Here is a 21224-nt window from a genome sequence, read left to right as displayed (position 1 = left end):
TCTGGTACGGATGTGACCTACCGTGCCCGATACCGCCCCGGCGTCACCCCGAACGCGCGGCGGAAGCAGCGGCCCAGATGGCTCTGGTCGGTAAAGCCGGTGTCGGCGGCCACCCCGGCGATGGGTTCGCCCGCCCGCAGCAGCCGGCGGGCCTCGTTCAGCCTTCCCAACAGGGAGAACGCATGCGGCGGCACGCCGTGCTGCCGCGTGAACCGGCGGGTGAAGCCTTCGCGGGTCATGCCGGCGCGCCGGGCCATGAGGTCCACCGTTTCCCACGGCTCACCCCCTGGATCGCCGCGGGGCGGCTCCATGATGGTCCCGGTGACGCAGCGGTGATCTTCGGCGATGAGCATGAGATCGGCCCAGCCGACGCCCCCCGTGCGGCGCCAATGACGGGCCAGGGCGGCAATCACCTCCGCTGCGCCATAGCCCCCCGGCGGCAGGTACATGTTGATGCACACCACCTCCGCCGTGTCCGCCAGCGAGCGGTGAGGGGTGCGCGCCGGGATGACCACGCCCTGGCCGGGGCCGGCATCGGCCCGCTCGCCGCCGATGACGAAGCGCCGCCGCCCCGACAGGACGAACGTCACCTGGTCCTCGTCGTGGAAATGAACCGGCAGGGCCACGTCCAGGCCGCGCACCGTCCCCAATTCGACGATGCGGCTGTCCGCCGGGCGCCAATAGTCCCACGGCCCGTTCAGGCCCGGGGCGGTGTGGGGAGGATCTGGAAAGAGACGCTGTGTCATCGGCGGTGCGCCGGAAGCGGTGGTGCGGGCGGTCGGACTCGAACCGACATATCCGTGAGGACGGCGGATTTTGAGTCCGCTGCGTCTACCAATTCCGCCACGCCCGCACGCGACAGAGGGCCTGTATACCCAATTCCATTCCCGAACACAATTCGTCTGTTGCTGGCCCGTGTCATTATGCCGGCCTTCGCCGTTGACGAAAACATCCCGATATCGGATATATTGCGGACCCAGTATTTTTGTCCCCCGGTATTTTTGTCCAAGGAGTCGTGTCATGTCGTTCTGGTCCGCGTGGAAGGCGCGGTGGCTGGACGGGCGCCCGCCCCCCCGGTCCGTGGCCCCGGTGGAAAGCCTGAGCCCCTATCTGTGCCGGGATATCGGCATGGGGGATGGTGCCGGTGCCCATCATGTCTTCGGTGCAACGCCCGCCGCCGATTCACCGCAGAACCGGGTGCCGGCGGACGTCCGCGTCTATTGCCGCTTGCCCGCGTTCCGCTGACGGGCGATACCTGAAAAACCACCGGACGGCGGCCTTCCGCCACCCCGCCCGGCCTGTTCATCCAAGGAGACGAGACCATGAAACACACTTTCGCCACCCGAAACCACCGAGCCGCCATGCCGGCGGTACGCCCGGCCGCCGATTGGCGCCTTGCCCCGCCCCAGACCGCGGGCTGTTCCGGTGAATCGTCGTATGGGAGAGGGTGTTATGAGTGTCTATGTGAACCTGTTCGGTCATCGTCTGTTTGCTGAATACGCCCGTTGGGCACGCCCGGGTGGGACCACGGTCGCCGTCCGGCGGGAGAACGGGGAGTTCGTCGTATGGATCGGACGCCTGAACATCATTCACACGCCGGCCCGTTGGGCGCCGCCGCCGCGGCTTGTCCCCGGAGGGCTTTCTGATGCCGGCCCGCGCCCGCCCTGATGCGGTGCTGACCGTTGCACGCGTGCTTGAGGCGTTCCGCACCCTCGACCCCGATCTGCCCATCCAATACGCGCTGTCGTTCATCACGATCGCGCAGAACGAAGGGATGTCCATCGGCGAGCTGGCGGAACGTCTCGGCATTGCGCAATCCTCGGCCTCCCGCAACGTCGCGGCTCTCAGCCGCTGGCATTCGTTCGGCAAGGCCGGGTTCGATCTGGTGCAGGCCCAGGAAGACCCCCGCGAGCGCCGCCGCAAGGTGGTGACGCTGACCGACAAGGGCCGCGGCTTCATCGAAAGCCTGCGCTCAATCGTCGGCGAGCCGCCCAAGCCGCACGCCACCCCCGACGCGCCCAAGGCCGAGGGCCTGCCGGTGCCGGAACCCCGGCGCGTCCGGTCTGCCTGATCGGCGCTGTGCGAAAACCACAAGCCCTTGCGAAAATCGCAACCACCGCGTATAAACCGCGCTCCACGGGCGGCGAGGCCGGGCCGAATGCCCGGGGCATGCCCAACCGCCCCGTACAGACCCCTGACTTGAGGACCGAAAATGCCCAAGTTGAAGACGAAGAGCGGCGCCAAGAAGCGCTTCAAGGTCACCGCCGGCGGCAAGGTGCGCGCTGGTGCGGCCAACAAGCGCCACTGCCTGGAGCACAAGTCCCCCGACATGAAGCGGTCCGCCCGCGGCATGATGACCCTGTGCGATGCCGACGCGCGCATCGTGCTGAAGAACTGGCTGCGCAACGCCTGATCCGGCGCGCGCCTTTACTGGTATTGAGGGAACAGAACCATGGCTCGTGTTAAGCGCGGCGTCACCACCCACGCCCGTCACCGCAAGATCCTGAAGCTCGCCAAGGGCTACCGGGGCCGCAACTCCAAGAACTTCCGCATCGCGATCGAAAAGGTCGAAAAGGCCCTTCGGTACGCCTACCGCGACCGCCGCAACAAGAAGCGCGCGTTCCGCGGCCTGTGGATCCAGCGCATCAACGCCGGTGTGCGTCAGTACGGCCTGACCTACTCCCGTTTCATGAACGGCGTGAAGATCGCCGGCATCGACGTGGACCGCAAGGTGCTGTCGGATCTGGCCGCCCGTGAGCCGGAGGCGTTTAAGGCCCTGGTCGACAAGGTCCAGGCCGCGCTCGCCAACAAGGCCGCCTGATCCCCCTTCGGGTTCAAGCGCCAGACAAGAAAAGGGAGCCGGTCCTGCACGGGACCGGCTCCCTTTTTATTTTTCCTGATGGGGTCCAGGGGCTGACGCCCCTGGCCCGCGGAGCGAAAAAAATGGACGCGCTGAAAGAAGAACTGTTGTCCCAGGTGGCATCCGCCGCCGATCTGGCGGCGCTGGACGAGATCCGCGTCACCGCTCTGGGCAAGAAGGGCCGCATCACCGGCCTGATGAAGGAACTGGGCGCCCTCTCCGCAGAGGAGAAGAAGGCCCGCGGCCAGGCGCTGAACGCGCTCAAAGACGAGATCGCCGCCGCACTCGACGCCCGCAAGGCCGATCTGGCCGCCGCATATCTGGCCAAGAAGCTGGAAGCCGAGCGCATCGACGTGACGCTGCCGGTGCGCCCCCAGACCGAGGGCCGCATCCACCCCATCAGCCAGACCATCGACGAGATCGTCGCCATCTTCGCCGAGATGGGCTTCACGGTGGCCGACGGCCCGGACATCGAGGACGATTTCCACAATTTCACGGCGCTGAACTTCCCCGTGGGCCATCCGGCGCGCGACATGCACGACACCTTCTATCTGCCCGACGCGGCGGACGGGCGGAAGATGCTGCTGCGCACCCACACCAGCCCGGTGCAGGTCCGCACCATGCTGAAGAAGAAGCCGCCGATCCGCGTCATCATTCCCGGCCGGACCTTCCGCTCCGACTATGACATGACCCACACGCCGATGTTCCATCAGGTGGAGGGGCTGGTCATCGACGAGACCACCAACATGGGCCACCTGAAGGGCTGCCTGATCGACTTCTGCCGCGCGTTCTTCGACGTGGACGATCTGCCGCTGCGCTTCCGCCCCAGCTTCTTCCCCTTCACCGAACCGTCGGCGGAGGTGGACATCGGCTGCTCGCGCAAGGGCGGCGAGCTGAAGCTGGGCAACTTCGGCGACTGGCTGGAGATCCTTGGCTGCGGCATGGTCCACCCGAACGTGCTGGAAGCCTGCGGCGTCGATTCGACCCGGTACCAGGGCTTCGCCTTCGGCATGGGGATCGAGCGCATCGCCATGCTGAAGTACGGCATCCCCGACCTGCGCACCTTCTTCGAAGCGGATCTGCGCTGGCTCAAGCATTACGGCTTCGTGCCGCTCGACGTGCCCTCGCTGGCCCATGGCCTGACGCGGTAAGGAAGGACCGGACCCATGAAGTTCACGCTGTCCTGGCTGAAAGAGCATCTGGAAACCGATGCGCCGCTGGACGAGATTTCCCGCCGCCTGACCATGCTGGGGCTGGAGGTGGAAGGGATCGAGGACCGGGCGAAGGCGCTGGCCCCCTTCCGCATCGCCCATGTGGTGTCGGCGGAAAAGCACCCCGACGCCGACAAGCTGCGCGTCTGCATGGTGGACACCGGCGACGGTGGTGCGCCGTTGCAGGTGGTGTGCGGCGCCCCCAACGCGCGGGCCGGCATCAAGGTGTGCTTCGCCCCCGTGGGCACCACCGTGCCGGCTTCGGGCATGGTGCTGAAGAAGGGCGTCATCCGCGGCGTCGAATCCAACGGCATGATGTGCTCCGAGCGCGAGCTTGAGCTGTCCGACGAGCACAACGGCATCATCGAACTGCCCGAGGACGCGCCGGTCGGCGCCTCCTTCGCCGACTACATGGGGCTGGGCGACCCGGTGATCGACATCGCGCTGACCCCCGACCGCGCCGATTGCGCCGGGGTGCGTGGTGTGGCCCGCGATCTGGCCGCCGCCGGGCTGGGCACGCTGAAGCCGCTGGCCGCCGATCCGGTGCCGGGCACCTTCCCGTCGCCGATCACCGTCACCACCGAAACGCCGGGCTGCCCGTACTATGTCGGGCGCAGCTTCCGCGGCGTGACGAACGGCCCGAGCCCGAAGTGGCTGCAGGACAAGCTGCGCGCCATCGGCCTGCGCCCCATCTCGGCGCTGGTGGACATCACCAATCTGGTGACCTTCGACGTGGCCCGCCCGCTGCACGCCTTCGACGCCGGCAAGGTGACCGGCAACATCGTGGTCCGCATGGGCCGTGAGGGCGAATCGCTGAAGGCGCTGAACGGCAAGGAATACGCCATCGACGACACCATGGTGGTGATCGCCGACGGCGCCGGGCCGGAAGCGCTGGGCGGCATCATCGGCGGCGAGCCGTCGGGCTGCACCGAGGAGACCACCGCGGTGTTCCTGGAAGCGGCGCTGTTCGACCCGCTGCGCGTCGCCTCCACCGGGCGGCGGCTGGGCATCGATTCGGATGCGCGCTACCGTCTGGAACGCGGGGTCGATCCCGAAGCGGTGGTCGCGGGCATCGAGATGGCGTCCCGCCTGATCCTGGAGCTGTGCGGCGGCGAGGCGTCGGAGCTGGTGTTCGCCGGGGCGGTGCCGGAATGGCGGCGCACCATCACCCTGCGTCCCACCCGCCTGAAGGCGCTGGGCGGCATCGACCTGCCCGTGGCCGATCAGGTGCGCATCCTGTCGGACCTGGGCTGCACCCTGACCGAGAGCGCCGACGGCACCTTCGCCGTGGTGCCGCCGTCGTGGCGCGCCGACATCCATGGCGAAGCGGATCTGGTGGAAGAGATCCTGCGCGTCCACGGCTACGATGCCATCCCCACCACGCCCATGGACCGGGCCGGCACGGTGACCAAGCCGGCGGTGGACGCGCGCCAGCGCCGCACCGTCACCGCCCGCCGGGCGCTGGCCGCCCGCGGTCTGTCGGAAGCGGTCACGTGGTCGTTCCTGTCCACCGAGGTGGCGGGGCTGTTCGGGGCCGCCCATGACGGGCTGGTGCTGGTCAACCCCATCTCCAGCGATCTGACGGTCATGCGCCCGTCGGTGCTGCCCAACCTGATCCAGGCGGCGGGCCGCAATTCCGACCGCGGCTTTGCCGACGTCGGCCTGTTCGAGGTCGGCCCGGCCTACCGCACGCCGGAACCGGACGGGCAGGACCAGATCGCCGGCGGTGTCCGCGCCGGCAAGGCGGTACCGCGCCACTGGGCGGAAAAAGAGCGCGCCGTCGATGCCTACGATGCCAAGGCCGACGCTCTGGCGGTGTTGGAGGCGGCGGGGGCGCCCGCCGGCAACCTGCAGATCACCACCGACGCGCCGGGCTGGTACCATCCGGGCCGGTCGGGCACCCTGCGCCTCGGCCCCACGGTTCTGGGCTGGTTCGGCGAGGTCCACCCGTCGATTCTGGAGTCGCTGAAGGTCAAGGGGCCGGTGGTGGCCTTCGAGGTCTTCCTCGACAAGGTGCCGGCGCCCAAGAAGAAGGGCGGGACGGCCAAACCGCTGCTCACCCTCTCGGCCTTCCAGCCGGTGGAACGCGACTTCGCCTTCGTGGTGGACCGCGGGGTTGAGGCCGACCGCATCGTCCGCGCGGTGAAGGGGGCCGACAAGGCGCTGATCACCGGCGTCGGCGTCTTCGACATCTACGAAGGCACCGGGGTGGGCGAGGGCCGCAAGTCGGTGGGCATCAACGTCACGCTTCAGCCCACCGCCGCCACCCTGACCGAGCCGGAGATCGACGCCATCGGGCAGAAGATCGTCGCCGCGGTGGTGAAGGCGACGGGCGGCAGCCTGCGTGCTTAGGACGCACCCCCCAGCGGAAAAACCGCATGTGCTTTATTGTGTCTTGTGACTTTCGGCGGGTGGTCTAATTCTAAGGTCGGGACCGCCGGGGGTGTTTCCCCCGGCGGCTTTCCGTTTTAGGGAGGCTCGACCCTATGTCCGTATCCGCCGTTGGCCCTATCATCATCGTTGACGACGACCCCTTCATCGTCGAAGGGCTGGGCATGGTCCTTGGCGCCTGGGGGTACAGCGTCGTCCGCGCCCTGTCGATGGAGGCGCTGGAAACCGCGCTGACCGGGCTGGAGACGGCCCCGTCCCTGCTCATCACCGATCATTTCCTGCCCGGCGGGCGCACCGGGGCCGACGTGCTGGCCCGCGTGCGTGCCCACAGCGGCGCCCACATCCCCGCCATCCTGCTGACCGGCGACGGCGCCCCCGAACGGGTGAGCGAAGCGGCCAGCGCCGGCTTCCGCCTGATGATCAAGCCCGTGTCCCCCGCCCCGCTGCGGGCGGTGGTGGAAGAACTCATCCTGCGGGCGTAAGGGGCCTTCCCCGCACTCGATCAATAAAAAAGCGGAGGGTGTGGGCGGCAGCCCGCCGCTCACCGTCCCGGCGCCATGCGGCGGTAGCTCAGCGCCTCGGCCACATGCACGCGGCGCACGGGGCCGCCGCCGTCCAGATCGGCCAGGGTGCGGGCCACCCGCATCATGCGGTGATAGCCGCGCGCCGACAGCTTCAGCCGCTCCGCCGCCTCGGTCAGCAGGGTGCGGCCCGCCGTGTCGGGGGATGCCACGCGCTCCAGCACTTCGCCGTCGGCGTCGGCGTTGGTGCGCACGGGCCGCCCGTCCTGATCCGGGACGGATGCGTAACGGTCGGTCTGGATCATGCGGGCGCGCAGCACCCGCGCCGCCACCTCCGCCGATCCTTCCGCGGGCGGGGCCAGGCTGAGGTCGGCGGGGCTGACCGCCGGTACGTCGATGTGCAGGTCGATGCGGTCGAACAGCGGCCCGCTGATCTTCGACTGATAGTCCGCGGCGCATTTGGGCGCGCGGGAACAGGCCAGCGCCGGGTCGTCCAGATGGCCGCAGCGGCAGGGGTTCATGGCCGCCACCACCTGGGCGCGGGCGGGATATGTCACGTGTGCGTTGGCCCGCGACACCATCACCCGGCCCGTCTCGATGGGCTGGCGCAGGGATTCCAGCGTGGCGCGGGGAAATTCCGGCAATTCGTCCAGAAACAGCACGCCCATGTGGGCGAGCGAGATTTCCCCCGGCTTGGCCCGCGTGCCCCCGCCCACCAGCGACGGCAGGCTGGCGGAATGGTGGGGTGCCCGGAAGGGGCGACGGCGCAGCAGCCGGCCATCCTCCAGCAGCCCGGCGACGCTGTGGATCATCGACACCTCCAGCGCCTCCGCCGGTGACAGGGGCGGCAGCAGGCCGGGCAGGCGGGCGGCCAGCATGGATTTGCCCGATCCCGGCGGCCCCATCATCAGCAGGTTATGGGCGCCTGCAGCGGCGATCTCCAGCACGCGCTTGGCGCTTTCCTGCCCCTTGATGTCGCGCAGGTCGGGCGGCGCCGCCGGCTCCTCCTGCAGCTTCGGGCGCGGGGGGCTCAGCACCTGCGTGCCCTTGAAATGGTTGATGAGCGCCAGGAGCGAGGCGGGGGCCAGCACCTCCAGCCCGTCACCGGCCCACGCCGCCTCTCCCCCGCACGGCTCGGGGCAGATCAGGCCGCGGTCGCGGGCCAGCGCGTTGATCGCCGCCGGCAGCACGCCGGCCACGGGCGTCAAGGCCCCGTCCAGCGCCAGTTCGCCCAGCGCGCAATAGCGCGCGATCTCCAGATCCGGCAGCACCCCCATGACGGTCAGCAGGCCCAAGGCGATGGGCAGGTCGAAATGCGACCCTTCCTTCAGCACGTCGGCGGGGGCGAGGTTGACGGTGATGCGCTTGGCCGGCAGCGACAGCCCCAGCGCGTGGAGGGCGGCGCGCACCCGCTCCCGGCTTTCCGCCACCGCCTTGTCGGGCAGCCCCACCAGGGTGAAGGCGACGATGCCCGCCGACATCTGCACCTGGACGTTGATGTCCAGAACCTCGATCCCCTGGAACGCCACCGTGTTGACGCGCGCAACCACCGCCAAGACCCCATCACGCCGGAAAACACGCAAGTGTATGCGGTATCGGCCCGCTTTAAAAGCGTGTGGAGAGCGACAGCGACCCGAACTGGTCCGCCCGCGGCTGGCCGTCGAACTGTTTCGTGCGGAAGATGTGGGTGTAGGCCAGCCGCACCCCGCCCACCGTCACCGCCAGCCCGGCCTGAAGGTCGCCCACCCAGGGGCGGCGGCTGACCGACGGCCCGCCGCGGAAGCTGTTGCCGTCCAGGAAGATGTTGCGCGCCACCGCCCGCCCCTCGGCCCCGGCGAACAGGTACCAGCCGAAATCCCGTCCGGGAACGAAGGCGCTGGTGCCCTGGATGGCCGGGCTGATGCGCGGCGGCCCGTAGTCTTGTGGAAGATCGACGCCCAGCCGCACCGTCACCCCGGCGGCGGCCAGGGTGGCGACGTTGCCGACACTGGCCCCCAGCCGCGGCGTCACGTCGAACCCCAGCCCGAAGGGCGATGCCTCGTACAGCCGGCGCCACGCCCGCTCATAGCTCAGCATCACCGCCGGTTCGTTGCGGAGCTGATGGCTCCAGCCCTTGGGGATGGTGGAGTGGGTCTGGTGGTGGACGAAGATCTGCGTCTGCCTGGCAAAGGCCCACGGCCCCACCACCCCCAGCGTCAGGTTCAGCCGGTCCAGCCGGTCCGCCGTTTCCGACAGCACGCCGATGTCGGTATAGAGAAACCCGGCATAGGGCTGGTCGCGGGGATCGGGCACCGGGCGGCTGATGTCGGCGGGGGTGTACATCTTTTGCCCCAGGGAGAAGACCACCCGCTTGTGTCCCGCCGGGTCGAGCAGGGGGAAGGCTTCCGCCGCATCGGTGATCCAGCCCGGCGTGCTGCTTTCCGGCGGGGAATAGAACGCCTGCACCCCGTTGGTGTAGTGGCGGTCGGCGTTGGCGAAGATGTCGTTTTCATAGACGAAGCCGATGGCGGCGGCGGTGTCCTCGGCCCGCGGCGGCGGCTCGGCGGCGTGGGCCGGAAACGTCCCCAGAATCAGGGCGGACAGGGTGGCGGCGGCTCTGCACGGAATCATTGTCTGCTCTGTCCTTCCGTTCCCGGCATCGTGGCTGTTCTTATCCCATGGGTCACGTATGCTGCCCATATGGCACGCCGCCGCTGCCGGTGCCGCGGTCCGGCGGGGGTAGCTCTTTCGTTGGTACGGGTGTTGGGATCATGACAGCCTCTTCCTCTGCGCTCCAGACGTTTGCCCCGGCGGTGGCCGGGCGGGCGCGCTGGGCGGTGACCGCCCTGTTCTTCATCCATGGCGGTGTCTTCGGCACCTGGGCCGCGCAGATTCCGTTGGTCAAGGACCGCCTGGGCCTGTCGCCGGAGGTGCTGGGGACGGCGTTGCTGTGTCTGGCCATCGGCGCGCTGGCGGCCATGACCGGGGCCGGGGCGCTGAGCCACCGGGTGGGCAGCGCCACGCTGGTGCGGATCAGCGGCGTGCTGTTCTGCCTGTTCCTGCCGCTGCCGGCGCTGGTGCCGGGGCTGGGCACGCTGGTGGCCGCGCTGTTCCTGCTGGGGGCCGCGGGCGGGGTGATGGATGTCGCCATGAACACCCACGGCGCGCAGGTGGAAAGCGCGCTCGGCCGCCCCATCATGTCGTCGCTGCACGGCATGTGGAGCCTGGGCGGGCTGGCCGGAGCCGGGGCCGGGGGGGCGCTGCTGACGGTGCTGCCGCCGCTGGCGCAGGTGACGGTGATGGCCGGGTTTCTGCTGGCCGTGCTGCTGGTGGCGCAGGCGTGGCTGCTGCCGGTGCGCTCCACCCCCGCGGCACGGGACACCGGGGGACCGTGGCGCCCGGGGCCGGGCACGGTGCTGCTGGGCGTGCTGACCATGCTGGCCTTCATGAGCGAGGGGGCGGTGCTGGACTGGAGCGCCATCTACCTGCGCGACGAGTTGGGCGGGATGGCCGGCTTGGCCGGGCTGGGCTTTGCGGCGTTCTGCGGCACCATGGCGCTGGGGCGGTTTCTGGGCGACGGGCTGCGGCGGCGCTACGGCGGGCTGACCCTGCTGCGGGCCGGCGGGCTGCTGGCGGCGGCGGGGCTGGGGCTGGCGCTGCTGATGCCGCACCCGGTGCCGGCGGCGGCGGCCTTCGCCATCGCCGGGCTGGGGCTGTCCAACGTGGTGCCGGTGCTGCTGAGCGCTGCCGGGCGCCGCGGCCCGGCGGAAGCGCCGCGGGCCATCGCCACCGTCGCCACCCTGGGCTATGTGGGGGTGCTGGTGGGGCCGGCGCTGTTCGGCTATGTGGCCGGCTGGCTGTCCATCGCCGCCGCCTTTGCCATGATCGCCGTTCTGTGCGTCACCGTCACCCTGCTGGCCCGCGCCACGGCGCCGTGGGTGGGGGAATCGGCCTCCTAGCAGGGCGCGGAAAAAGGCTATGCCCGGCTGGCCGGTCGTGATTCTCTCATTTCGTAGAGAATGAGGCCGGCGAGGGGGCGATGCGGGGTTCGGACGAACGCAGCGAGGGTCTGTTCAGCTACGTGAGCTGTGAGGCTCGGGTTCCGGCCAACCACCCGTTGCGGGCGATCCGGGCCATCGTGGATGAAGCGCTGGAGGTGATGTCGCCAGCCTTCGAGGGTCTGTACTCGAAGATCGGGCGGCCGTCGATCGCACCGGAGAAGCTGCTGCGGGCGCTGCTGCTCCAGGCCTTCTACTCGGTGCGCTCGGAACGCCAGTTGATGGAGCAGCTTGATTACAACCTGCTGTTCCGCTGGTTCGTCGGGCTGTCGATGGACGCCCCGGTGTGGGACGTGACGGTCTTCACCAAGAACCGTGAGCGTTTGCTGGCGGGGGATGTGGCGGCCACGTTCCTGGCCACCGTGCTGGATCAGCCGCGGGTCAAGGCGCTGCTGTCGGACGAGCACTTCTCGGTGGACGGCACGCTGATCGAGGCGTGGGCCAGCGTGAAGAGCTTCCGGCCCAAAGATGGCAGCGGTGAGCCGCCGGGGCCGGGCCGCAACGGCGAGCGCGACTTTCACGGTGAGAAACGGTCCAACGAAACGCATGCCTCCACAACCGATCCCGAGGCGCGTCTCTACCGCAAGGGCAACGGGCAGCCGGCGAAGCTGGCCTTCATGGGCCACGCGCTGATGGAGAACCGCCATGCTCTGGTGGTGGATGTCCGGCTGACGGCGGCTACGGGCTTGGCCGAACGCGAGGCGGCGGTGTCGATGGTCGAGGCCATCTCCGGCTGCCACCGCATCACGCTGGGCGCCGACAAGGCTTACGACACCAAGGATTTCGTGGCGAACATGCGCCGCCTGGGCGCCACCCCGCACGTTGCCCAGAACACCAGCAACCGCCGCTCAGCCATTGATGGCCGGACCACCCGTCACCCCGGCTATGCCGTGTCCTTGCGCATCCGCAAGCGGATCGAGGAGGTCTTCGGCTGGATCAAGGGGGCGGGGCTGCGCAAGACCCGTCACCGCGGCACCGCCCGCGTCGGTTGGATGTTCACGCTGACTGCCGCCGCCTATAACCTGATCCGTCTGCCCAAGCTGCTGACAACGGCATAATCATCCCGGAGTCCGCCTGAATGGCGACTCCAGGAGCCTGAGGGCGCGGAAAAAGGCGCCATCCAGACCAAAACAGGCCACGAAAACACCATTTCCAAGCTTCAGCGGAGACAATGCCACCGCATCGGTCTGTTTTTCCGCGCCCTGCTAGACCCCTTCAGGTGCGTATTGAAGCTCCCTGAAGGGGGCTCGGCTTTTGGTTTTCCGTGTGATCCACGCTTCAAACGATTCCGTTTGAACCGATCACACGCTAACCGGTGCGGCGCGCCACCACCACCGTGCGCCGGCTGTCCGGCTGCCAGGGGGCGCCGTCGAAATCGCCGGCCGTTTCTTCGATGGACAGGCCGGCATCGCTCAGCAGCCGTTCCAGCCGCGGGCGGGGGATCATGCGCCAGCGGAAGGCGAAATCGGTCAGGATGGCCCGCTCGCCGTCCTCCAGCGCCTCGTACCAGCCGTGGACGAGCTGTTCGCCGTCGGCGTCCACCGGCCCGGCCAGGGTGATCTTGAGATAGGACGCCCCCGTCCACGGGTCGATCAGGGGGGAGGAGGGGATGCCGCTGCGCTCCGCCGCGGCGGACAGGGTCAGCGGGTTCATCACGTCCAGCGCCAGCCGTCCGCCGGGGGGCAGAGCCGCCACCACCGCGGCCAGCAGCCGTTCCGCCGTGCCGGCGCCGTGCTGGAGCATCAGCAGGTTGAAGGGCAGCAGCACCAGGGGGAAGGCCCCCGGATCCAGGCCGATGGCGTTGCCGTGGGTGAGCGTGACCCGCCCCCGCACCGCCGCCGGTTCCCGGTCCAGCCGCCGGGTCAGCCGGTCCAGCATGGCGGCGGATGAATCCACCCCGCGCACCACCGCGCCGGCCCGCGCCATGGGAATGGTCAGCCGCCCGGTGCCGCACCCGATCTCCAGCACCGGGCCGCCGGCCTGTTCCGCCAGGGTGCGGTAAAACGCCACATCCCCCAGCAGCCCGATGGCGGCCAGCCGTTGCACCGCCCCGGCCCGCGGCGGATCCAGTTCCAGGGACGGGTAATCGCCGTCGTAATAGCGGATGGCGCCGTCGCTATCGGGCACATTGGGGTTCATGGGCGTTTCATGGCCGGCTCGGGGAACCTGTGCATTCATCGGTGCCGTTTCGTGGCCGTGACCGTTCCAGCAACGTAGCGGGGCGGGCGGCGACAGGATATAAGACCACTATGCAATTGATCGCCACCATCATCGACATCCGCGCCAACCCCGCCCGCGTCTGGCGGACGCTGACGGCGTTTGCCGATTACCCGGCGTGGAATCCCTTCATCACCACAATCGAAGGGACGCCGGCGGTGGGCACGCGGCTGCGGGTGCAGATCCGCACGCCCGGCGGCGGGGTTTCGTCCTTCCGCCCCCGCGTGCTGATTGCGGAGCCGGAACGGCAATTGCGGTGGAAGGGACGGGTGCTGGTCCCCGGCCTGTTCGACGGGGAGCACAGCTTCCGTCTGGAACCCGTGCCCGGCGGCGTGCGCCTGCACCATGAGGAGCGGTTTACGGGCGTGGCGGCGGCGCTGGTCCCGGCCTCGGCCTACGCCCGCATCCGCCAGGGGTTCGAGGCGATGAACGCTGCCCTGAAAAACCGGGTGGAGGAGACGGCGGCCGCCGCCTGACCCCATTTCCCGATTCGCACGCAACAGCCCATTCTCGCAACAGCTAAGGACAGCCTCCCGTGATTGTTCTGGGGATCGAGACGAGTTGCGATGAAACCGCCGCCGCCGTCGTCACCGATGCCCGCGAGATCCGGGCCAACGTGGTCCTGTCGCAATTGGACGAACACACGCCCTATGGCGGCGTGGTGCCGGAAATCGCCGCGCGTGCGCATCTGGAATACCTCGACGGGCTGATCCGGCAGGCGCTGGACACCGCCGGCCTGCGGCTTTCCGATCTCGACGCCATCGCCGCCACCGGCGGCCCCGGCCTGATCGGCGGGGTGATCGTCGGCGTCATGACCGCCAAGGCCATGGCCGCGGCCTCCGGCCTGCCCTTCGTCGCGGTGAACCATCTGGAGGGGCACGCCCTGACCGCCCGGCTGACCGATGGGGTGGATTTCCCCTATCTGCTGCTGCTGGTGTCGGGCGGCCATTGCCAGTTGCTGGCGGTCGAAGGTGTGGGCCGTTACCGCCGCCTGGGCACCACCATCGACGACGCGGTGGGGGAGGCGTTCGACAAGACCGCCAAGCTGCTGGGGCTGGGCTATCCCGGCGGGCCGCAGGTGGAGCGCGCGGCGGCCAAGGCCACCGATCCGGGCCGGTTCGAGCTGCCGCGGCCCATGCTGGGCCGTCCGGGCTGCGATTTCTCCTTCTCCGGCCTCAAGGCCGCGGTGCGCCGGCTGGTGGAGGAGTTGCCCCAGCCGTTGAGCGAGGCCGACCGCAACGATCTGGCCGCTGCCTTTCAGGCCACGGTGGCGGAGGTGATGGCCGACCGCTGCAAGCGGGCCATCCGCGCCTTCCGCGCCGACCACCCGGACGGCACGGCGCTGGTGGTGGCCGGCGGCGTGGCGGCCAACAAGACGCTGCGCGCACGCCTGTCGGCGCTGGCCGCGCGGGAGGGGCTGCGCTTCGTCGCCCCGCCCTTGGGCCTGTGCACCGACAACGCCGCCATGATCGCCTGGGCCGGCATCGAACGGCTGCGGCTGGGGGACAGCGACGCGCTGGACTTCGCCCCCCGCCCGCGCTGGCCGCTGGACCCCACCGCCCGACCGGCCATCGGGCGCGACGGGGTGGGCGCCGGGCGCAAGGCATGATTTTTGACGAGAGAGGGCAGGGGCATGGGTGAGTTCAGCCGGATCGGCGTGGTCGGCGGCGGCGCCTGGGGCACGGCGGTGGCGCTGGCATCCTTGCGCGCCGGTCGCGACACCGTGCTGTGGGCGCGGGAGCCGGCGGTGGTGGACGCCATCAACCACGATCACGAGAACCGCGACTATCTGCCGGGCGTGCCGCTGCCCCACGACCTCACCGCCACGGCGGACGCGGCGGCGGTGGCCGGAACCGACGCGGTGATGCTGGTGGCCCCGGCCCAGCACCTGCGCGCGGTCTGCGAACGGCTGGCCCCCCACTGGACCCCCGGCGCCCCGGCGGTCATCTGCGCCAAGGGCATCGAGATCGCCACCCAATCGCTGATGAGCGAGGCGGTGGCCGCAGCCCTGCCCCCCGGCACGCCCATCGCCATCCTGTCCGGCCCGACCTTCGCCGCCGAGGTGGCGCGCGGCCTGCCCACCGCCGTCACCCTGGCCTGTGACGACCTCGCCCTGGGCGGGCAACTGGTGGAGGCGCTGGGCAGCCGCACGTTCCGCCCCTACCTGTCCGGCGATCTGGTGGGCGCGCAGGTGGGCGGTGCGGTCAAGAACGTGCTGGCCATCGCCTGCGGCGTGGTGGAGGGCCGGAAGCTGGGCGACAACGCCCGTGCGGCGCTGATCACCCGCGGTCTGGCGGAAATCACCCGGCTGGCGCTGGCGCTGGGCGGGCGGGCGGAAACGTTGATGGGGCTGTCGGGTCTGGGGGATCTGACGCTCACCTGCTCCAGCATGCAGTCGCGCAACATGTCGCTGGGGGCGGCGCTGGGCGCCGGGCGCACGCTGGACGAGGTGCTGGGCGAGCGCCGGTCGGTGGCCGAGGGCGTCTACACCGCCCGTGCGGTGGTGGCGTTGGCCGGGCGGCTGGGGGTGGACATGCCCATCTGCACCGCGGTGGACGCCATCCTCAACCACGGGGCCGGGCTGGACGACACCATCACCGCGTTGCTGTCCCGCCCCTTCCGCAAAGAAAAGCACTGAGCCACAGGGATTATTCCCCCTCCGCAACGATTTCGGTGGGGGCGGAGATCCGTTCGATCTGTTCGGGGTGGGTGACGTCGATCATCGGGCCGTTGCGCTCGGTCACCCAGCCGCGCACCCGCACCGTTTGTCCCGTCAGCGCCAGCGGGTCCAGCCCGGCTTTTTCGCACGCCTTGGCCGCCGCACGGGTGAGCGTGACCGTGGTGTCGTCGCGCCAGTTGTCGCCGAAGTTCAGGTAAGTCAGGTCTTTGACCTTGGCCGTCGCCACCACCGTGCCCTCGATCACCTGAAAACTGTCGCGGTCGCGCAGCAGGCGGGCGGTGTCGGCGGCGCGGCGCACGCCATAGACGCGGGTGCGCCACAGGCCGCGGCGGGCGGCGCGGGCGTCGGCCTCCACCGCCAGCATCTCGGGCGCGCGGGCGTGGGCGTCGGGGCGGGTCTGCACGCGGGCCAGCCCGCGGCGCAGCATCTCGCCTTGTATCCACACCCCGTCGCCGCGCGTCACCTGGGCCAGAACGCGTCCGTAACGATCCTCCGCCACCTCCACCGCGAGGGTGAGCGGCTGGCCGGCGGTCAACTCCGTCAGCAGTGCCACCGCCCCGTCGGCCAGCGGCCAGCGGCGCGCGGGATCGGCCCCGGCGGGCGGGCGCGGGGCGTCGATGCCCGACAGCCGCAATTCCCGCCCGTCGTCCAGCCGCAGGGTTTCCCCATCCAGCACCGCCGTGGCCCGCACGGTCTCCGCCCACGCCGGCAGTGCGGCCAGCACCAGCGCGGCAAGACAGAAAACGGGAACAAGACGGGCCGTGCGGGGGTTCATCAGGTGACCATAGTCCATCCCTGCCAGGGCCGTCCCATGCCTGTGTTCCGCCCCCTGATGAAACGCGCCGCCGCCGCGCTTCTGGCCGCGTCCCTGATGGCCGGGTGCCAGACGGGCGGGGCGCAGGCCGGGCTGATCGACCTGATCCCGCTCAATCAGGACGCCGCCATGGGCGCCGAGCAGCACCCCAAGGTGGTCGCCCAGTTCGGCGGTGCGGTCAAGGACGCCCGCCTGACCCGCTGGGTGGAGGATCTCGGGCGCCGTCTGGCCGCCGCCTCGGCCCAACCCGGCTTCGAGTGGCATTTCACCGTGCTGGACAGCGACGTGGTGAACGCCTTCGCCCTTCCCGGCGGCTATGTCTATGTCACCCGCGGCCTGCTGACGCTCGCCAAGGACGAGGCGGAGGTGGCCGGCGTGCTGGCCCACGAGATCGGCCACGTCACCGCCCGCCATTCCGTGGCCCGCGCCACCCGCTCCACCCTCACCGACCTGCTGGCCGCCGGGGTGGGCATGGCGCTGGGCAACGACACGGTGGCGCAACTGCTGACCCTGGGATCGGGGGCCATGCTCGCCAGCTATTCCCGCGAACAGGAGTTGGAGGCCGACGCGCTGGGGGTGGAGACCCTGGCGCGGGCCGGCTACGACCCCTTCGCCCAGGCCACATTCCTGGAAACCCTGCGCCGGTACGAGCAATACACGTCGTTGCGCACCGGGAACAACAGCGGCGGCTTCGACCTTTTCGCCACCCATCCCCCGACCGCCGAGCGGGTGGAGACCGCCGCCCGGCAGGCCCGCCGTTATCCGCCCGGCGGGCAGCGGCCCGTTGCACCTTATCTCCAGGCCATCGACGGCATGATCTGGGGCGACAGCCCGGACAATGGTTTCGTGCGCGCAACCGTCTTTGCCCACCCGGTGCTGGGGCTGCGGTTCGAGGTGCCCCGCGGCTTCAGCCTGCTGAACGGTGCCGACGCGGTGGTGGGCAAGGGGCCGGACGGGCTGGCCGTGTCCTTCGACGGCGGCCCCGTCCAGGGCGGCATCGGCGACCCGGTGGATTATCTGGTGCGCGGCTGGGCCGGCGACACGCCGCTTCAGGCGGTGGAACCCCTGACCATCGCCGGGCGTCCCGCCGCCACCGGCATCACCCGCGGCCAGACCGACGCCGGGGCCGCCGACATCCGGCTGGTCGCCGTGCGCTGGGACGCCCGCACCGTCTACCGCTTCACCTTCCTGGCCCCCGCCGGGCGGCTGGGGGCGGCGGACGGGCTGTTCCGCCAGACCGCGGCCAGCCTGCGTCCCCTGACCCAGGCCGAGGCCGCGTCGCTGCAGCCCGCCCGCGTGCGGGCCGTCACCGTCCGTGCCGGCGACACGGTGGAGGGGCTGGTGGCGCAGATGCCGCGCCAGCCTTATGCGGAGGAGTTGTTTCGGATCATCAACGATATCCCGCCGGGAACGGCTCTGGAGCCGGGGCGGGGGGTGAAGATCATCACCGGAGGGTGAGGGTGAAGGGGCTGCCCGCCCCTTCACGCTTCCCCGGCCAAGGGCCGGATGGCCCTTGGAACCCGCTTTTCTCCCCTCGCCCCACCGGGGAGAGGACGGGGCATTTACGCCGCCAGCTTCTCGCGGATCAGCGCCTTGGTTTCTTCGATGCCGTACAGTTCGATGAACGACCCCATGCGGGGGCCGGTGGTCTGGCCCAGCAGGACTTCGTACAGGGCCTGGAACCACGCGCGCAGCTCGGTGAAGCCGTGGCGCTTGCCCACCTCGAACACCTCGTTCTGGATCACGTCGGCCTTGGACCCGGCTGGCAGCGCGTCCAGGGCGGCCAGCAGGTCGGTCAGGGCCGCGCGCTCGGCGTCGGTGGGGGCGCGGTAGGTCTTTTCCGGCTTCACCCGGTCCTGATAGTACCGCACGGCGTAACCGGCCAGACGGTCCAGGAACGGGCTGTTTTCCGGGGTCGCTTCGGGGGCGTAACGGCTGATGAAGCCCCACATCACCTCGGTGCTCTCGGCATTCGCGGCACCGGCCAGATTGAGCAGCAGGCCGAAGCTGAGATCCGCGCGCACCGCCGGCGGCGCACCGTTGTGGATGCTCCACGCCGGGTTCTCAAGCTGCTTGGCCGGTTCCTCCTTGGCGAACTTGGAGGTGAAGGTGATGTATTCGTCCACCGCGCGCGGGATCACGTCGAAGAACAGCCGCTTGGCCGCCCGCGGCTTCTGCCACATGTAGAGCGCCAGGCTTTCCGGCGGGGCATAGGCCAGCCATTCCTCCAGCGTCAGGCCGTTGCCCTTGGACTTGGAGATCTTCTGCCCCTTGTCGTCGAGGAAGAGTTCGTAATTGAACCCCTCCGGCGGGGTGCCGCCCAGGATGCGGGCGATCTTGCCGGCCAGCTCCACCGACGGGATCAGATCCTTGCCGGCCATTTCGTAATCGACGCCCAGCGCGTACCAGCGCATGCCCCAGTCGGGCTTCCACTGCAGCTTCACATGGCCGCCGGTGACGGGAACCTCGACCTTCGTGCCGTCCTCGTCCTCGAACACGATGGTGCCGGCATCGGTGTTGCGCTCCAGCACCGGCACCTGCAGCACCCGCCCGGTGGTGGGGGACACCGGCAGGAACGGGCTGTAGCTCTGCTGACGCTCGGCCCCCAGGGTCGGCAGCATCACCGCCATGATCTCATCATAGTGCTGCAGAACCTTCAGCAGCGCCTCGTCGAACCGGCCTGATTTGTACCAGTCGGTGGAGGACTGGAACTCGTACTCGAAGCCGAACGAATCGAGGAACGTGCGCAGGCGGGCGTTGTTGTGGGCGCCGAAGCTGTCGTGGGTGCCGAACGGGTCGGGCACCTGTGTCAGCGGCTTGCCCAGATGCTGGGCCACCATGTCCCGGTTGGGGATGTTGTCCGGCACCTTGCGCAGCCCGTCCATGTCGTCGGAAAAGGCGAACAGGCGGGTGGGCAGGTCCGACATGCGCTGGAACGCCTGCCGCACCATGGTGGTGCGCGCCACCTCGCCGAAGGTGCCGATGTGGGGCAGGCCCGACGGGCCGTATCCCGTCTCGAACAGGACGTAGCCTTTGGCCGGCGGGGCTTTGGCGAAGCGCGCCACCAGTTTGCGCGCCTCCTCGAACGGCCACGCCTTTGCCTGCAACGCCAGTTCCTGTTCCGGGATCATGGTGAAAACGCCTTCGTGTAAAAGAATCATCGGACTTGCGGACCCTAATGTCAGGGGGACGCTGCGGTCAACCGCCCCGGCTGCCCGTGACGCACCCGTCCAGCCCGTCGCGGCGCACCACACCCATGCGCGTCTCGATGACCGCTGCCCGCCGGGCGATAAAGGGGGTGGGGGCCGCCGGCGACCACCGCCGCGGGTTGGGCAGCACCACCGCCATCAGCGCCGCCTCCCGCCGGGTCAGGGCCGAGGCCGGCTTGTGGAACCACGCCCGCGCCGCGGCCTCCGCCCCATAGAGGCCGTCACCCCATTCGATGATGTTGAGATAGACCTCCATCACCCGCCGCTTGGGCCACAGGGCCTCCATCAGCGCGGTGAATCCAGCCTCCATCCCCTTGCGCACCCAGGTGCGGTCCGGCCAGAGAAAGGCGTTCTTGGCCGTCTGCTGGCTGATGGTGCTGCCGCCGCGCATCGGCCCGCCGTCCTCGTTGCCGTCCAGCGCATCGCCGATGGCGGCCCAGTCGAACCCGTTATGGGTGCAGAACTTGGTGTCCTCCGCCGCGATGACCGCGGTGACCAGCGCCGGGGCGATGGCGTCCAGCGGCACCCAGTCCCGGTTGATGCCCGCGCCGTCGAACGTGCGGATCACCATCAGGGCGGTGAGCGGCGGCGGCACCACCCGGTACAGCACCACCCAGCCGGTGCCGACGGCGGCCAGCGCCAGCAGCACCGCCGCCATGATCCGCAAAGCCTGGCGCATCCCCGCTCCCCCCACGTCCGGTGGGCAGCTTGACAGGGCGGCGGCCCATACTCAAGATTGCGGGACAGGGCGGGGGATAATCACCTTTTCGGAATTCCGCGGGCCTTTCCCCTCGACAGGGTTCTGGGGGAATGCCATCCTTTTTCCATGACCAAGCCGTTGTCCAAAGCTGATGATGAGGATCAGGAAACCGCCCTGCTCCGCAGTGCGGTTGACGATGCCCGTCATTCCGTCCGTACACAGGGCACCGTTCCCCATGAACAGGTGCGGGCATGGCTGTTGGATGTGGCGCAGGGGCGGTTCAAGCCCTTTTCATCCTAAGCGCAGTTCGCCGTGACTGTTGTCTGGGCCATCCGGGCTGTGCGCGATGTGGAGCAGCATGTCGCTTATCTGGCCGAGGTAAACCCGATTGCCGCCCGTGAATTGGCACAAACCCTCATTTCCCTTGGCGACAGCCTGTCGGTTTTCCCTCTGCGGGGCCGGGTTGGGCGCATCCCTGGCTCGCGTGAGCTTCTGGCCGCGTCTCCCTACATCATCCGTTTACGAGGTGGGGGACAGTGAGGTGACGATCCTGCGGGTTTGGCACGGTAAGCTGCTGGCCTGAC

The 21224-nt window shown here is 69.6% G+C and carries 22 protein-coding genes and 1 tRNA gene; 15 read left to right on the top strand and 8 right to left on the bottom strand.

What is annotated here, in order from left to right; genetic code table 11:
* Positions 1 to 17: 17 nt before the first annotated feature.
* Positions 18 to 746, bottom strand: coding sequence for an AraC family transcriptional regulator (locus tag M2352_RS02440; RefSeq protein WP_264662925.1), 729 nt, complete (start codon positions 744 to 746; stop codon positions 18 to 20).
* A gap of 20 nt (positions 747 to 766) precedes the next feature.
* Positions 767 to 853, bottom strand: a tRNA-Leu gene (locus M2352_RS02435).
* Between the two features lie 167 nt (positions 854 to 1020).
* Between M2352_RS02435 and M2352_RS02430 the strand changes: the two genes are divergently transcribed.
* The 7 genes from M2352_RS02430 (at position 1021) to M2352_RS02400 (ending at position 6944) form a co-directional block, all read left to right on the top strand.
* Positions 1021 to 1245, top strand: coding sequence for a hypothetical protein (locus M2352_RS02430; RefSeq protein WP_264662924.1), 225 nt, complete (start codon positions 1021 to 1023; stop codon positions 1243 to 1245).
* A gap of 427 nt (positions 1246 to 1672) precedes the next feature.
* Entirely contained in the window at positions 1673 to 2071 is a 399-nt protein-coding gene (locus M2352_RS02425) for a helix-turn-helix domain-containing protein (protein ID WP_264662923.1), read from the top strand.
* Positions 2072 to 2212: 141 nt separating this feature from the next.
* Positions 2213 to 2413 carry a 50S ribosomal protein L35 gene (gene rpmI / locus M2352_RS02420; RefSeq protein ID WP_264662922.1) on the top strand — a complete coding sequence of 67 codons (201 nt, stop codon included), beginning with the start codon at positions 2213 to 2215 and terminating at the stop codon, positions 2411 to 2413.
* A gap of 39 nt (positions 2414 to 2452) precedes the next feature.
* The gene (gene rplT, locus M2352_RS02415; RefSeq protein WP_264662921.1) at positions 2453 to 2821 is read left to right on the top strand and encodes a 50S ribosomal protein L20; all 369 of its coding nucleotides are present in this window, start codon (positions 2453 to 2455) and stop codon (positions 2819 to 2821) included.
* Between the two features lie 122 nt (positions 2822 to 2943).
* Positions 2944 to 4011 (top strand): phenylalanine--tRNA ligase subunit alpha, encoded by a 1068-nt coding sequence (pheS, locus tag M2352_RS02410; protein WP_264662920.1) that lies wholly within the window; start codon positions 2944 to 2946, stop codon positions 4009 to 4011.
* A gap of 15 nt (positions 4012 to 4026) precedes the next feature.
* Positions 4027 to 6423 carry a phenylalanine--tRNA ligase subunit beta gene (pheT, locus tag M2352_RS02405; protein WP_264662919.1) on the top strand — a complete coding sequence of 799 codons (2397 nt, stop codon included), beginning with the start codon at positions 4027 to 4029 and terminating at the stop codon, positions 6421 to 6423.
* Between the two features lie 134 nt (positions 6424 to 6557).
* Positions 6558 to 6944: a response regulator gene (locus M2352_RS02400; protein WP_264662918.1), complete on the top strand. Its 387-nt coding sequence runs from the start codon at positions 6558 to 6560 to the stop codon at positions 6942 to 6944.
* Between the two features lie 59 nt (positions 6945 to 7003).
* On the opposite strand, the gene M2352_RS02395 is transcribed toward M2352_RS02400, so the two are convergent.
* The gene (locus M2352_RS02395) at positions 7004 to 8533 is read right to left on the bottom strand and encodes a YifB family Mg chelatase-like AAA ATPase (protein WP_264662917.1); all 1530 of its coding nucleotides are present in this window, start codon (positions 8531 to 8533) and stop codon (positions 7004 to 7006) included.
* Between the two features lie 55 nt (positions 8534 to 8588).
* Positions 8589 to 9593, bottom strand: a complete 1005-nt coding sequence (locus M2352_RS02390) for a lipid A deacylase LpxR family protein (protein WP_264662916.1) — start codon at positions 9591 to 9593, stop codon at positions 8589 to 8591.
* 140 nt (positions 9594 to 9733) lie between these two features.
* Between M2352_RS02390 and M2352_RS02385 the strand changes: the two genes are divergently transcribed.
* Both M2352_RS02385 and M2352_RS02380 read left to right on the top strand, forming a co-directional pair.
* On the top strand, positions 9734 to 10921 hold the full coding sequence (locus M2352_RS02385; protein ID WP_264662915.1) for an MFS transporter: 1188 nt from the start codon (positions 9734 to 9736) through the stop codon (positions 10919 to 10921).
* 80 nt (positions 10922 to 11001) lie between these two features.
* Complete coding sequence (locus M2352_RS02380; RefSeq protein WP_264662801.1) at positions 11002 to 12078, top strand: IS5 family transposase; 1077 nt, start codon at positions 11002 to 11004, stop codon at positions 12076 to 12078.
* Positions 12079 to 12328: 250 nt separating this feature from the next.
* Here M2352_RS02380 and M2352_RS02375 read toward each other — a convergent pair whose 3' ends face one another.
* Positions 12329 to 13159, bottom strand: coding sequence for a class I SAM-dependent methyltransferase (locus tag M2352_RS02375; RefSeq protein WP_264662914.1), 831 nt, complete (start codon positions 13157 to 13159; stop codon positions 12329 to 12331).
* A gap of 110 nt (positions 13160 to 13269) precedes the next feature.
* On the opposite strand from M2352_RS02375, the gene M2352_RS02370 reads away from it, so the two are divergent.
* Genes M2352_RS02370 through M2352_RS02360 form a run of 3 tightly spaced genes read left to right on the top strand, consistent with a single transcriptional unit; the run spans position 13270 to position 15875 of the window.
* Positions 13270 to 13713: an SRPBCC domain-containing protein gene (locus tag M2352_RS02370; RefSeq protein ID WP_264662913.1), complete on the top strand. Its 444-nt coding sequence runs from the start codon at positions 13270 to 13272 to the stop codon at positions 13711 to 13713.
* Positions 13714 to 13772: 59 nt separating this feature from the next.
* A complete protein-coding gene (gene tsaD, locus M2352_RS02365; protein WP_264662912.1) occupies positions 13773 to 14846 on the top strand; it encodes a tRNA (adenosine(37)-N6)-threonylcarbamoyltransferase complex transferase subunit TsaD in 1074 nt (357 codons plus the stop codon).
* Between the two features lie 24 nt (positions 14847 to 14870).
* Positions 14871 to 15875, top strand: a complete 1005-nt coding sequence (locus tag M2352_RS02360; RefSeq protein ID WP_264662911.1) for an NAD(P)H-dependent glycerol-3-phosphate dehydrogenase — start codon at positions 14871 to 14873, stop codon at positions 15873 to 15875.
* 10 nt (positions 15876 to 15885) lie between these two features.
* On the opposite strand, the gene M2352_RS02355 is transcribed toward M2352_RS02360, so the two are convergent.
* On the bottom strand, positions 15886 to 16710 hold the full coding sequence (locus M2352_RS02355) for a thermonuclease family protein (RefSeq protein WP_264662910.1): 825 nt from the start codon (positions 16708 to 16710) through the stop codon (positions 15886 to 15888).
* Positions 16711 to 16728: 18 nt separating this feature from the next.
* On the opposite strand from M2352_RS02355, the gene M2352_RS02350 reads away from it, so the two are divergent.
* A complete protein-coding gene (locus tag M2352_RS02350; RefSeq protein WP_264662909.1) occupies positions 16729 to 18189 on the top strand; it encodes a M48 family metalloprotease in 1461 nt (486 codons plus the stop codon).
* Between the two features lie 104 nt (positions 18190 to 18293).
* Here M2352_RS02350 and M2352_RS02345 read toward each other — a convergent pair whose 3' ends face one another.
* A complete protein-coding gene (locus M2352_RS02345; RefSeq protein ID WP_264662908.1) occupies positions 18294 to 19862 on the bottom strand; it encodes a lysine--tRNA ligase in 1569 nt (522 codons plus the stop codon).
* A gap of 67 nt (positions 19863 to 19929) precedes the next feature.
* Positions 19930 to 20619 carry a monofunctional biosynthetic peptidoglycan transglycosylase gene (mtgA, locus tag M2352_RS02340; protein ID WP_264662907.1) on the bottom strand — a complete coding sequence of 230 codons (690 nt, stop codon included), beginning with the start codon at positions 20617 to 20619 and terminating at the stop codon, positions 19930 to 19932.
* 147 nt (positions 20620 to 20766) lie between these two features.
* Here mtgA and M2352_RS02335 point away from each other — a divergent pair, with 147 nt between their 5' ends.
* Positions 20767 to 20940 carry a hypothetical protein gene (locus M2352_RS02335; RefSeq protein WP_264662906.1) on the top strand — a complete coding sequence of 58 codons (174 nt, stop codon included), beginning with the start codon at positions 20767 to 20769 and terminating at the stop codon, positions 20938 to 20940.
* Positions 20941 to 20952: 12 nt separating this feature from the next.
* Positions 20953 to 21180 (top strand): type II toxin-antitoxin system RelE/ParE family toxin, encoded by a 228-nt coding sequence (locus tag M2352_RS26540; protein WP_406567223.1) that lies wholly within the window; start codon positions 20953 to 20955, stop codon positions 21178 to 21180.
* The last annotated feature ends 44 nt before the right edge of the window (positions 21181 to 21224 follow it).

Source organism: Azospirillum fermentarium, from assembly GCF_025961205.1.
In the GTDB taxonomy this organism is placed as follows: Bacteria; Pseudomonadota; Alphaproteobacteria; order Azospirillales; family Azospirillaceae; genus Azospirillum; species Azospirillum fermentarium.
This window is presented reverse-complemented; position numbering and strand designations above follow the sequence as displayed.